This window comes from Alterinioella sp. B-7 (genome assembly GCF_056857775.1).
On sequence record NZ_JBSXNT010000020.1, the window covers coordinates 18,290 to 30,887 of the forward strand.

Sequence of the window (12,598 nt, forward strand, 5' to 3'; positions counted from 1 at the left end):
CTTATCTCTCCTGTTCAAGCACCACGGCCCGATACGGCGCACGCGGTTGCTGGCCTGCCAAACGCGCCCTGATCGCATCGGTCAGGTCATGTCGGTTGGCGGCAATCCATTCATAAGCCTCCGTGTGGCTGACCCGCGCGCCTGTCCCGTACTCCGAGGTCAGGAACGCATCGGGGACCAGCCCGACCACCGCGCGCCCGTCGATCTCGACGGAAACGCGATAGGCCTCGGCAGTCTTATTTTTTCCAAGAACATCCATGGCTTAACGGTAGGTCACCTGCTTGACCGCCTCGATCACCTCATCGGTGGTGACCAGCGCGTGTTTCTCCAGGTTGGCCGCGTAGGGCATGGGCACGTCCTTGCCGGTGCAGTTGATCACGGGCGCGTCGAGGTAATCGAAGGCCTTTTCCATGATCGTGGCACTGAGGTGGTTACCGATGGAGGCGACGGGGAAGCCTTCCTCGACCGTGACGCAGCGGTTGGTCTTCATGACCGAGGCCAGCAGCGTGTCATAGTCGATGGGGCGCAGCGTGCGCAGGTCGACCACTTCCGCCGAGATACCCTCCTCGGCCAGCTTGTCGGCAGCCTCCAGCGCGTATTGCATGCCGATGCCGAAGCTGACGATGGTGACGTCGTCGCCCTCGCGCCAGATGCGGGCCTTGCCGAAGGGGATGGTGAAATCCTCAAGGTCCGGCACATCGCCCGAGCGGCCATAGAGGATCTCGTTTTCCAGGAAGATCACCGGGTTGGGGTCGCGGATGGCGGTCTTCATCAGGCCCTTATAGTCGGCGGCCGAATAGGGCATCACGACTTTCAGGCCCGGCACCTGGGCATACCAGGCGGCGTAATCGTGGCTGTGCTGCGCGCCGACGCGGGCGGCGGCACCGTTGGGGCCACGGAACACCATCGGCGCGCCCATCTGGCCGCCCGACATGTAGAGCGTCTTGGCCGCCGAGTTGATGATCTGGTCAATCGCCTGCATGGCGAAGTTGAAGGTCATGAACTCGACGATGGGGCGCAGGCCGCCGAAAGACGCGCCGACCGCGACACCGGCGAACCCGTGTTCGGTGATCGGCGTGTCGATGACGCGCTTGCCCCCGAATTCGTCCAGCATCCCCTGGCTGATCTTGTAGGCGCCCTGGTATTCGGCGACCTCCTCGCCCATCAGGAACACAGAGTCATCGCGGCGCATTTCCTCGGCCATGGCGTCGCGCAGGGCCTCGCGCACGGTCTGGGTCTTCATCTCGGTGCCTTCGGGGTAGTCCGGCTCGACATTGGCGGAGGGGACGGGGTCGGCGGCACGCGCCGGGGCCGTGGCCTCCTCCTTCGGGGTCTCCTCCTCGGCCGCGGGTGCGGCCTCCTGGGATTTGCTCTCGGGCACCGCGTCGGCATCCTCGCCTTCTTCCAGAAGAACCGCGATGGGGGTGTTGACCTTGACCCCTTCGGTGCCTTCGGCGATCAGGATCTTGCCGATCACGCCTTCATCGACGGCTTCAAATTCCATCGTGGCCTTGTCGGTCTCGATCTCGGCCATGATGTCGCCGGATGCGACGGTGTCGCCTTCCTTCACCAGCCATTTCGCCAGTGTGCCTTCCTCCATCGTGGGGGAGAGGGCGGGCATGAGAATTTCAGTTGCCATGGCTTAGCGCTCCATATTCACAGGTTTGATGAGGCCGACGACATTTCCCTGTCCGTCCTCTACATAGGCACAGCGACCGATGCCGGGGTAATCTTCGGGCGGCAGCGCCTCGGCACCGCCATTGTCCAGCGCCCAGGCGTAACGCTCGTCGCAATCGTCCACTTCAAAGGTCATGGTGCCGCCGCGGATGGGCGCGCCCGGTTGGGGCGCATCGCCCATGCGGTTCATCAGCCCGCCGGTGACGCCCTTGTCCATCCCGATCTGGTCGCCCTCGATCAGGTGATAGGCCATCTCCTCGCCGCCCTCCATGGGCGAGAAGTCCCATCCGAAAAGGCCGGCGTAGAAGGCTTTCGCGGCCTCGACGTCGCTTGCGTGTATCTCGAAATGCGGCATCAGGCGTCTTCCTCCTGCGGGGCGTCGCCTTTCGCATAGATGTCGGTCCAGAGCTCTTCCAATGCGGGTTCCGGGCTTTCCTTGGAGAACTCGGCGGCGTCATTGACGATGCCCTTGATCTCCTTGTCGATCGCTTTGAGATCGTCCTCGGAGGCGTGCTTGCCGGTCAGGAGCAGCGAGCGCACGGCCTCGATCGGGTCGCGTTCCTCGCGCATCTTCTGCACCTCCTCGCGGGTCCGGTACTTCGCCGGGTCCGACATGGAGTGGCCGCGATAGCGGTAGGTCTTGATTTCCAGGATATACGGCCCCTTGCCGGCGCGGCAATGCGCGACCGCCTTTTCGGAGGCTTCCTTGACCTTCAGCACATCCATGCCATCGACGATCTCGCCGGGGATGCCGAAAGCCTCGCCGCGCACGTAGATATCGGCGCTGGAGGTCGAGCGCGCCTGCGCCGTGCCCATGGCATACTGGTTGTTCTCGATCACGAAGATCACCGGCAGATCCCAGAGTGCCGCCATGTTGAAGGTCTCGTAGACCTGGCCCTGGTTGGCCGCGCCGTCGCCGAAATAGGTGAAGGTGACGTTGTCATTGCCCTTGTACTTGTCGGAAAAGGCCAGGCCCGCGCCAAGCGGCACCTGCGCGCCGACGATGCCGTGACCGCCGTAGAAATGCTTCTCCTTCGAGAACATGTGCATCGAGCCGCCCTTGCCCTTGGAATAGCCGCCCTCGCGGCCCGTCAGCTCGGCCATGACGCCCTTGGGGTCCATGCCGCAGGCCAGCATGTGACCGTGATCGCGGTAGGAGGTGATGCGCTTGTCACCTTCTTTCGCGGCGGCCTCCAGCCCCACGACGACGGCCTCCTGGCCGATATAGAGGTGGCAGAACCCGCCGATCAGACCCATGCCATAGAGCTGGCCGGCCTTTTCCTCGAATCTGCGGATCAGCAGCATATCGCGGTAATAGGCCATCAGCTCTTCGGCGGAAACGTTTGGTTTTGCGGCGCTTTTCGCAGATGCCTTGCGTGCGGCCATGGGGTCCCCTCCTGCGGATTTGGACAATAGTTTAGTATTGAACTATCTTCTAAACCATCACAGGAGGAAAATCACCCCCGGAATTGACCTTGCGTCAGAATGCGCGGATCAGGGCCGGTGCGATCAAGGCAGGATTACTTCGTCGGCGCGCATGTAGCCAAGCCGGTCGCGCGCCTGCTGGTCCAGCAGATCGAGGTCAAGGTAATCATCCGAGAGGCGCCGGGTCAACAGGGTCATCTGCGCCGTTTCCGCGACCAGCGCATCCAGTTCGGCCTGGTAGGTATCGCGTTCGGCCTCGATCTGGATGCGGCGGAACAGCCCGTAATCGCCCTGCACGGCGGCAAAGGTGAAATAGGCCCCCACGAAGAGCAACCCCATGGGCACAAGAAGCCCGGCCAATGAACGTTTTTTCTGCATCGCCTCTGCCCGCCGCCTCTTTTTGTGGGCGTCTGCGGGCAGATTCGCACATCCCGCGCGAAAAGGGAATCCCTTGTGTTGCGATTGTTACCCGGAAGTCGATGCCTTGGCGATCGAGGCGATGGAGGCCTCCAGCGTGGCGTTGAACTCGGCCTCGCTCTGCTGTGCCGACAGACCTTCGGTCAACGCGCGGCTGAAGCTGGCGATCATGCCGGTCTGGCGCGCGAGCCGCGCATTGGCCTCCTCGCGCGAATAGCCGCCCGACAGCGCCACGACCTTCAGCACGCGGGGGTGATCGACCAGCGGTTTGTAGAGGTTGTCCACCTCCGGCAGGGTCAGTTTCAGCATCACCATCCGATCCTCGGGCAGCGGGTCGAGATGTAACAGAAGCTCACGCAGCAGCATCTCCTCGGCCTCGGCCTTGTCGGCGATGGAGATCGTCACCTCGGGCTCGATGATCGGGATCAGCCCGTGGCCCAGGATCTGCTCGGCAACCTCGAATTGCTGGTCGGTGATGGCCTTGATGCCGTCCGGGTTGGCCGCGTCGATGACCGAGCGCATCTTGGTGCCGTAAACGCCAAGCTCGCGCGCCCGGATCAGCAGCGCATCCAGGTCGGGCATGGGGTTCATCAGCCTGACGCCGTCGGCCTCCGCCTCCAGCCCCTTGTCGACCTTGAGAAAGGGCACCACGCCGTGATCTTCCCACAGGGCGGCGGGGGCGGGTTTGCCGCCGATCTCGCGCTCCATCGTCATCTCGAACAGGATCGCGCCGACGACGCGGTCGCCGTTGAAGGCGGGGGCCTCGACAATGCGGGACCGCATGGCGTGGATCAGGTCGAACATCTCGGCCTCGGAGGCATACTGATCCTCGTCGATGCCGTAGAGTTTCAGCGCCTTGGGCGTGGAGCCGCCGGATTGGTCGAGCGCCGCGATGAAGCCCTGGCCCCTGGCGATGCGGTCGGTCTGGTCCTGGTTCGGCATGATCTGGCAATCCCTCGCTGATGGCATGGTGTCGGGCGCTGTATCGCAGCCCGGAGACCGGGCTGCAATTCTGGTTACGCTAACAGGGGCAGGGTGCCGCGCCCGTTACTGGTCGGTCTCGGTCTCCGGTTCGGCGGTCTCATCGGCGGCCAGGCCGAAGAAATGCGCCGTGACCCGCGCCTGCACCGCGTCGGCCATGCCCTGCCATTCGGCGGTCTCCTCCTCAGGCGCGCGGGCGATCATGGCCTCGATCTCGTCGACCAGGCTGGCGGCGGCACGGTCGCCCTCGGCCAGCGCCAGCAGCCCGTAGAAATAGGCATGGGCATAGTTGCGCGGGGTGCCGAGGCCGATCAGCGCGTCATAGCCCCGGCGGCGCAGGTCGGCGGGGCTTTCCTCGCCCGACAGCTCGGGGGCCTCGCCCGTTTGCACCGCGCGGATATCGGCCACCGGCAGCGCGCGTTCCAGGGCATCCAGCCGGGCAAAGGCGGCGCGGTTGCCCTCGGCGGCGGCGCGATGGGCCAGTTGATAGGCCAGGCCGGGATCGAGGTCATCCAATGCCTCCAGCGCCATGGCGACGGCGACGGGGTGGTTGTCCTCCAGAAGCGGGCGCAGGATCTGCAACGCGGTGTCGGTGTTGCGCGGCGCGCCGATGCCGGTGAGGAAGGCGCGTGCGATGCGCAACCGGTCGGCAGGCTCCAGCGCGATCTCGCCGCTTTCGGCCTCGCCGGTCAGCGTCTCGATCTCGGCCCCGGTGACACGGGTGATCTCGGGCGCGTCGCTGGTCGAGACCGAGGGGTGCAGGGCCGAGACGAAGAGGCCGAAATCCTCGAACATCTCCTCGGTCAGCAGCACCGGTTCGGGCGGCGAGAGGGTCAGGGCAAAGCGCCCCGGTTCGGCGGCGAACCCTGCCAGCGCGGTGGCCAGCTCGCCGATGAATTGCTCGGTCGGTCCGGTGTCACCGGCCACGCCCTGTTTGGACGGCACGGCCGGGGTGGGGGTGACAGGGTCGGGGGTGTCCGGGGCCGGGGCCGTTGGATCAGGTGTGATCGGTGCGGGCGCCGTCGGGGCCGCCCCGCCGCCGCGCATCAGCTCGGCGCTCAGCATCTGGCGCAGGGTTTCGGGATCGGCGATGAAGGGCGGCAGCATCGGCGCGAGATTGGCCCAGGCCCCCTGGTCGTGGATCTCGTATTCGGCATGGCGCAGATAGGCCACGGGTTCGGGGGAGCGGCCCGTCACGTCGACCGCGAAATAGGACAGGTCGACCGAGCCGCTGACCTCGGCCAGACCTTCGGAGACGGCCTGGAAATCGACGCGGGTTTCGGCGCTTGCGATGACCTGTTCGATCTGCACCTGCACCCGGTCCAGCACGAAGCGGTCCAGTCCCATCTGCGCCAGTTCCATCCGGTCGATCTCGGACAGGCAGCCGGGGCTCATCTCCAGCCCGATGATGTCGATATTGGCGGCGCCGTAGTCCAGCTGATCCAGCGGTGCGGCCGTCATCACGATGCGGTCGGCGGAAAAGGCGCAATCGCCATCGCCGGGGGATGCGTAGGGTTGCACGCTGAGGCCGGTCAACGCCACGCGCCCCTCAAGCACCGCGATATCGAGGTCGGTATAGGTGACCTGCGCCACGGTCCGCGAGAGCGCGATGGCATATTGCGTGACCCAGGTGGCGACCCGGTCGATGGTCAGGAGTTCCCAGAGCGAGCTTGGCGTGGCGGCGGCGGGCGTGGCCGCAAGAAGCGCGGAGACAGCGAGGGCGGTGCCGGACTGGCGAAAATCGGTCATGTCGGACCCTTTCAAAATGAATTAACGGATGCGGGTATCAAACCGCATCCGTCCGGGTCTTGGCAAGCGATTGCAGCGATCAGCCCTGAAGTGCTGCGACACCCGGCAGGGTCTTGCCCTCGAGCCATTCCAGGAAGGCGCCGCCCGCGGTCGAGACATAGGTGAAATCCTCCGCGACGCCCGCATGGTTGAGCGCCGCGACCGTGTCGCCGCCACCCGCGACCGAGATCAGCCGGCCCGATTTCGTGGCCTCGGCGGCCGCCCGCGCGGCCTTGACCGTGGCGGTGTCGAAGGGCTCGATCTCGAAGGCGCCAAGCGGGCCGTTCCAGATCAGCGTGCGGCAATTGGACAGCACCGAGTCGAACTCGGCCACCGTCTTGGGCCCGGCATCCAGGATCATCCCGTCCTCGGGGCAATCGTCGATCCCCATCACCTCATGCGCGGCCCCGGCGGCGAATTCGCGCGCGACGACGATATCGAGGGGCAGGTGGATGGTGCAATCGGTGCCGCGCGCCTTGTCCATGATCTCGCGCGCGGTGACGGCGAGGTCATGTTCGCAAAGCGATTTGCCGACATGGATGCCCTCGGCGGCGAGGAAGGTATTGGCCATGCCGCCGCCGATGAAGAGGTGATCGACCTTCTCGACCAGATTGCCCAGAAGCGCCAGCTTGGTCGAGACCTTGGCGCCGCCGACCACCGCGATGAGGGGGCGGTCGGGATGACCCAGGGCCGCCTCCAGCGCGCGCAGTTCGGCCTCCATCAGCCGTCCCGCGCAGGAAGGCAGCAGATGGGCCACGCCCTCGGTCGAGGCATGCGCGCGATGCGCGGCGGAAAAGGCATCGTTGCAATAGACATCGCCGAGCGAGGCGAGGAAGGCGGCCATGTCGGGGTCGTTCTTTTCCTCGCCGGGGGCAAAGCGGGTGTTCTCGACCAGGACCGCGGTGCCCCTGGGGACGGCCTCCAGGCTGGCGCGGTCGGGTTTCTCGATGAATTTCACGTCGCAATCGAGATGTTCGCGCAGGGCGGGCAGGGTGAGTTTCAGGCTCAACTCGGGGACATATTCGCCCTTGGGACGCCCGAAATGCGCCAGCATCACCGGCTTGCCGCCCTTGGCGAGGATATCGTGGATCGTCGGCACGATGCGGGTGATCCGGGTCGCATCCGTCACCGCGCCATCCTTGACCGGCACGTTGATATCGACGCGGGTGAGCACGATCTTGCCGGCAAGATCCATGTCATCGAGGGTTTTCCAGGTCATTGGCAGGGCTCCTTGCTGACGGGTATGGACATCCTACCAGCCCGCCGCGCGGGCGGCGAGGGCGGGATGCCTCCGGCGGAGGTATTTTGGGCAAAATGAAAGGCAGGGCGCGCGTTAACCTTGATACAGTGTTAAGGCGCCCCCGGTCGGGTCAGAGGTGCTTGCCCATTGCCACAGCGGTATCCAGCATCCGGTTCGAGAAGCCCCATTCATTGTCATACCAGCTGAGCACGCGGACCATGCGGCCCTCCAGCACCTTGGTCTGGTCGGTGGCGAAGGTGGAACTCATCGGATCGTGGTTGAAATCCATCGACACCAGCGGCTTGTCGGTCACGCCGAGCACGCCCTTGAGCGGGCCGGAGGCCGCGGCCTTGCGCATCAGCTCGTTGATCTCGTCCTCGGTGACATCGCGGGCGGCCTCGAAGGTCAGGTCGATGCAGGAGACATTGGGCGTCGGCACCCGGATCGCGACGCCATCCAGCTTGCCCTTCAACTCGGGCATGACCAGCCCGACGGCGCGCGCGGCCCCGGTCGAGGTGGGGATCATGCTCATCGCCGCGGCGCGGGCGCGATAGAGATCCTTGTGCATCGTGTCCAGCGTCGGCTGGTCGCCCGTGTAGCTGTGGATCGTGGTCATGAAGCCGCGCGTGATGCCGATGCCGTCATTCAGCACCTTGGCGACGGGGGCCAGGCAGTTGGTGGTGCAGGACGCGTTCGAGACATGCAGATCGGCGCCCGTCAACGTGTCGTGGTTGACCCCGAAGACGATGGTCTTGTCGGCACCCGAGGAGGGGGCCGAGACCAGCACCCGCGAGGCGCCGTTTTCCAGATGCACCTTGGCCTTGTCGCCGGTGAAGATGCCGGTGCATTCCAGCACGATATCGACATCGCCCCAGGGCAGTTCCGCCGGGTTGCGGATGGCGGTGGTGGCGATCTTGCCGCGGCCTGCGTCGATCCAGTCCTCGCCATGGCTGACCTCCGAGGGGAAGCGGCCATGCACGCTATCGAATTGCAGCAGATGTGCGTTGGTCTCGACCGGTCCCAGATCGTTGATCGCGACCACCTCGACATCGTCACGCCCGCCCTCGACCAGCGCCCGCAAAACCAGCCGCCCGATGCGTCCGAACCCGTTGATGGCTAGTTTGACTGTCATGATCCACTCCTTGGTGTCTGCGGCTTTGGTTTCGCGGCCCTGACGCGTGTTAACGCTAACATCGCCGTTATGGCTGCGTTTACTCCAGCTTTCGGCAAAATGCAAAGCCTCAATCGCAGGGGGTCAGCGCCAGAAGGCCACCCATTCGATGATCCGAAGGATGTAACGCCCCAGCACGATATGCAGGTCCCAGTCGAAATAGAAATAATCGGCGGCGAAGATCGCGGCGATGAGGAAGGCAAGCCAGAAGGCGATGGTATTGGTCATGGGCATCCCGGGCTTGAAGCGTCGCGGCGACCATGGCGCAGGGCAGGGCAGGGCGCAAGGCGGCATGAAAAAGCGCCCGGACCGCGAGGGGACGGGCGCGCAAGACGGGATCGAGGGGAGGTTCAGCCCCGCAAACGCCCCATCGCACCGGCGACATCGGCCATGCGCGCCGAGAACCCCCATTCATTGTCATACCAGGCCAGCACCCGCACCGTGCGCCCGCCGACAACCTTGGTCTGGTCGGGCGCGAAGATCGAGCTTTGCACGGTGTGGTTGAAATCGATCGAGACCTTGGGTTCGGGGTCATAGGCCATCACCATACCCATGTGACCGGCGCAGGCCTCGCGCACGATCTCGTTCACATCCTCGACGCTCACGTCGCGACCCGCTTCAAAGGTCAGGTCCACGGCCGAGACATTGGGCGTCGGCACCCGCATGGCCGATCCGTCCAGCTTGCCCTTGAGGCCGGGCAGCACCTCGCCAAGCGCCTTCGCCGCGCCGGTCGAGGTCGGGATCATTGCCATGGCGCCGGCCCGCGCGCGGTAGAGGTCGTCATGGCGCCGGTCCAGCGTCGGCTGGTCGCCGGTATAGGAGTGGATCGTGGTCATGATGCCGCGCTCGATGCCGATGGCCTCGTCCAGCACCTTGGCCAGCGGGGCCAGGCAATTGGTGGTGCAGGAGCCGTTCGAAACCATGGTGTCGTCATCCGTCAGCGTGCGGTGATTGACGCCATAGACGATGGTCTTGTCCACGTGTTTGGCGGGGGCCGAGATCAGCACCGATTTCGCGCCCTGCTCCAGGTGGATATTGGCCTTGTGGCCGTCATTGAACTTGCCGGTGCATTCCAGCACCACGTCACAGCCCGACCAGTCCAGCTCACGCGGGTCATAGGTGGAAAACACCTTCATCGGGCCGCGGCCCAGGTCCATGTGATCGCCCTCGGTCGTGATGGTGCCCGCAAAGCGCCCATGCACCGAATCGTAGCGCAAGAGATGCGCCGAGGTCTCGATCGGCCCGGTCGCGTTGATCTTGACCACCGACACGTCATTGCGCGCGCTTTCGGCGATATGGGCCAGAGTGCAACGGCCGATGCGGCCAAATCCGTTGATCCCGATGGTGACGGTCATGGGGCGTGCTCCTTCTTGCCTCTTGGCCCCGGCTTATAGGGGGGCTCACCCCGCGTGAGAAGGCGGGAAACCGATTTGCCGCAACATGTTAGCGATAAATGCTGATGTTAGCGCATGACATCGGGCTGCCGCTGCTGCAACGCGGCATCGCCGTGCCGCCAAAAGCCGGACATTGCGCGAATCCCTTCCCCATCTTCTTGGCAAAAATACTCAAAACCACCCCATCCACACCGCGCCGCCATTCCGGTTCGCGCGCTGAGCCGCGCCGAGGACGGCCCGCCAGGGCCGGAGGAGGCGCGTGGCGACGCCGAAGGCGGCGCAATCCCTGCCCACGAAAAAGCCCCACGCCGGGATCGACGCGGGGCCTCACGATCTGTCACGATCCGCGCTTACAGCAGCGCGCGCACCTTGGCGGCCACGGCCTCGCCCGTGATCCCGAAATGGGCGTAAAGCTCCTCCGCCGGAGCAGACGCGCCGAACCCCTCCATGCCGACAAAGCCAGCCTTGGCCTCGCGCCCGCGTTCGCCCAACAACCACTGGTCCCAGGGTTGGCGCACACCGGCCTCGACGGCCACGCGCACCGCGCCACCCGGCAGGACGCGCTTGCGGTAGCTCTCGTCCTGGGTCGCGAACAGCTCCATGCAGGGCATGGAGACGACGCGCACGCCGATGCCCTCGCCCTCCAGGATCGCCCTGGCCTCCAGCGCGATGGAGACCTCCGAGCCGCTGGCAATCAGGATCGCCTGCCGCTTGGCCTCGGCCTCGGCCAGCACGTAGGCCCCGCGCCAGGTCTGGTTGGCGGTCTTGTGCTCGCGGCGCACGGTCGGCACGCCCTGGCGGGAAAGCGCCAGCACCGACGGCGTCGCCTTCTGGTTCAGCGCCGCCTCCCAGGCCTCCGCCGTTTCCACCGCATCCGCGGGACGGAAGACCAGCATGTTGGGCGTCGCGCGCAGCATGGCCAGGTGTTCCACCGGCTGGTGTGTCGGCCCGTCCTCGCCCAACCCGATGCTGTCATGGGTCATGACATATTGCACCGAGACGCCCATCAGCGCGCTGAGCCGCATCGCGCCGCGCGCATAATCGGTGAAGCACATGAAGGTGCCGCCATAGGGGCGCACGCCGCCATGCAGCGCCATGCCGTTCATCGCGCCCGCCATGCCATGTTCGCGGATGCCGTAATAGATGTAGCGGCCGGTGCGGTTTTCCGGCTCGAACGTGCCCAGATCGGCGGTCTTGGTGTTGTTCGATCCCGTCAGGTCGGCCGAGCCGCCAAGCGTTTCGCGGATGATCGGGTTGATCACCTCCAGCGCCATTTCGCTGGCCTTGCGGGTGGCCACCTTGGGGGTGGTTTCCGTCACCTGCTTTTTCAGCGCCTTGATCGTGGCCGAGAGCTTCTTGGGCATCTCGCCCGCGATGCTACGCGCAAATTCCACCTGCCGGGTGGTGGAAAGCGCCGCGATGCGGGCATCCCAATCCGCGCGGTCGGCCGCGCCGCGCGCGCCGATGGCTTCCCATTCCTCCTTGAGGTCCGAGGGGATCTCGAAGGGACCGTGGCTCCAGCCATAGGCCGCCTTGGTGTCGGCGATCAGCTGGTCATCGGTCAGCGCGCCATGCCCCTTGGAGGTATCCTGCGCCGAGGAGCCGAGCGCGATATGCGTCTTGCAGGCGATCATCGCGGGGCCCGCGCTGGCCTTGGCCGCGGTCAGCGCGCGGTCGATATCCTCGGGGTCGTGGCCGTCACATTCGAACACGTCCCAGCCGGAGGCGGCAAAACGCGCCATCTGGTCGGTGCGGTCAGACAGCGACACCTTTCCGTCGATGGTGATGTCGTTATTGTCCCACATCACGATGAGGTGGCTCAGCTCGTGACGTCCGGCAAGGCCGATCGCCTCCTGGCTGATGCCCTCCATCAGGCAGCCATCGCCGGCGATGCAATAGGTGTGGTGATCGACCACCTTCTTGCCCCACCGGGCGCGCAAGAACTCCTCGGCCATGGCAAAGCCGACGGCATTGGCCAGCCCCTGGCCAAGCGGGCCGGTCGTGGTCTCGATCCCCGCGGCATGGCCATATTCCGGGTGGCCCGCCGTGATCGACCCCAATTGGCGGAAATTGCGGATCTGGTCCAGCGTCATATCCTCGTAGCCCGTCAGGTAGAGCAGCGAGTAGAGCAGCATCGAGCCATGGCCCGCGCTGAGGATGAAGCGGTCGCGGTCGGGCCAGTGCGGGGCGGAGGCGTCGAACTTCAGGTGATTGCGGAACAGCACTGTCGCGACATCGGCCATGCCCATCGGCATGCCGGAATGGCCGGAATTGGCGGCAGCGACGGCGTCGAGCGTCAGGGTGCGGATGCAGGCGGCACGGCGCCAGTGATCGGGGTGCGCGGCGGCAAGGTCTTTGGTGTCCACGGGGGCGGGCTCCTGTCAGGCGAGGGCTTGTCTTGCGCAGGGTGATAGCAGGCCGGGGGCGGAGTGCAAGCAAGGCAGCGGCCCCCATCGCGGCATTTTCGGCGCATTTCGGCAATCGAGGCTCGAAAACGACCCGGAA

At 65.4% G+C, this 12,598-nt stretch carries 12 protein-coding genes; all 12 read right to left on the reverse strand.

Annotation, left to right across the window (positions count from 1 at the left end; all coding sequences use genetic code 11):
- Nucleotide 1: 1 nt before the first annotated feature.
- On the reverse strand, nt 2–259 hold the full coding sequence (locus AC13C7_RS02490; RefSeq protein WP_482866508.1) for a hypothetical protein: 258 nt from the start codon (nt 257–259) through the stop codon (nt 2–4).
- A gap of 3 nt (nt 260–262) precedes the next feature.
- Nucleotides 263–1,639 (reverse strand): pyruvate dehydrogenase complex E1 component subunit beta, encoded by a 1,377-nt coding sequence (locus AC13C7_RS02495; RefSeq protein ID WP_482866509.1) that lies wholly within the window; start codon nt 1,637–1,639, stop codon nt 263–265.
- Nucleotides 1,640–1,642: 3 nt separating this feature from the next.
- Nucleotides 1,643–2,032 carry a VOC family protein gene (locus AC13C7_RS02500; RefSeq protein ID WP_482866510.1) on the reverse strand — a complete coding sequence of 130 codons (390 nt, stop codon included), beginning with the start codon at nt 2,030–2,032 and terminating at the stop codon, nt 1,643–1,645.
- Nucleotides 2,032–3,063, reverse strand: a complete 1,032-nt coding sequence (gene pdhA / locus AC13C7_RS02505) for a pyruvate dehydrogenase (acetyl-transferring) E1 component subunit alpha (RefSeq protein ID WP_172317651.1) — start codon at nt 3,061–3,063, stop codon at nt 2,032–2,034. Before pdhA ends, AC13C7_RS02500 begins: the two co-directional genes overlap by 1 nt.
- 123 nt (nt 3,064–3,186) lie before the next feature.
- Entirely contained in the window at nt 3,187–3,462 is a 276-nt protein-coding gene (locus tag AC13C7_RS02510; protein WP_328700454.1) for an FtsB family cell division protein, read from the reverse strand.
- 105 nt (nt 3,463–3,567) lie between these two features.
- Complete coding sequence (locus tag AC13C7_RS02515; protein WP_172317655.1) at nt 3,568–4,461, reverse strand: fructose bisphosphate aldolase; 894 nt, start codon at nt 4,459–4,461, stop codon at nt 3,568–3,570.
- A gap of 105 nt (nt 4,462–4,566) precedes the next feature.
- Nucleotides 4,567–6,249 (reverse strand): YML083C domain-containing protein, encoded by a 1,683-nt coding sequence (locus tag AC13C7_RS02520; protein ID WP_172317657.1) that lies wholly within the window; start codon nt 6,247–6,249, stop codon nt 4,567–4,569.
- 79 nt (nt 6,250–6,328) lie between these two features.
- Nucleotides 6,329–7,507, reverse strand: a complete 1,179-nt coding sequence (locus AC13C7_RS02525; protein ID WP_482866511.1) for a phosphoglycerate kinase — start codon at nt 7,505–7,507, stop codon at nt 6,329–6,331.
- A 151-nt stretch (nt 7,508–7,658) separates the two neighbouring features.
- Complete coding sequence (gap, locus tag AC13C7_RS02530) at nt 7,659–8,660, reverse strand: type I glyceraldehyde-3-phosphate dehydrogenase (RefSeq protein WP_482866512.1); 1,002 nt, start codon at nt 8,658–8,660, stop codon at nt 7,659–7,661.
- Between the two features lie 123 nt (nt 8,661–8,783).
- Entirely contained in the window at nt 8,784–8,927 is a 144-nt protein-coding gene (locus tag AC13C7_RS02535; protein ID WP_172317663.1) for a hypothetical protein, read from the reverse strand.
- A 122-nt stretch (nt 8,928–9,049) separates the two neighbouring features.
- Nucleotides 9,050–10,054, reverse strand: a complete 1,005-nt coding sequence (gene gap / locus AC13C7_RS02540; protein WP_172317665.1) for a type I glyceraldehyde-3-phosphate dehydrogenase — start codon at nt 10,052–10,054, stop codon at nt 9,050–9,052.
- A gap of 389 nt (nt 10,055–10,443) precedes the next feature.
- Entirely contained in the window at nt 10,444–12,459 is a 2,016-nt protein-coding gene (tkt, locus tag AC13C7_RS02545; protein ID WP_482866513.1) for a transketolase, read from the reverse strand.
- Nucleotides 12,460–12,598: the final 139 nt, after the last annotated feature.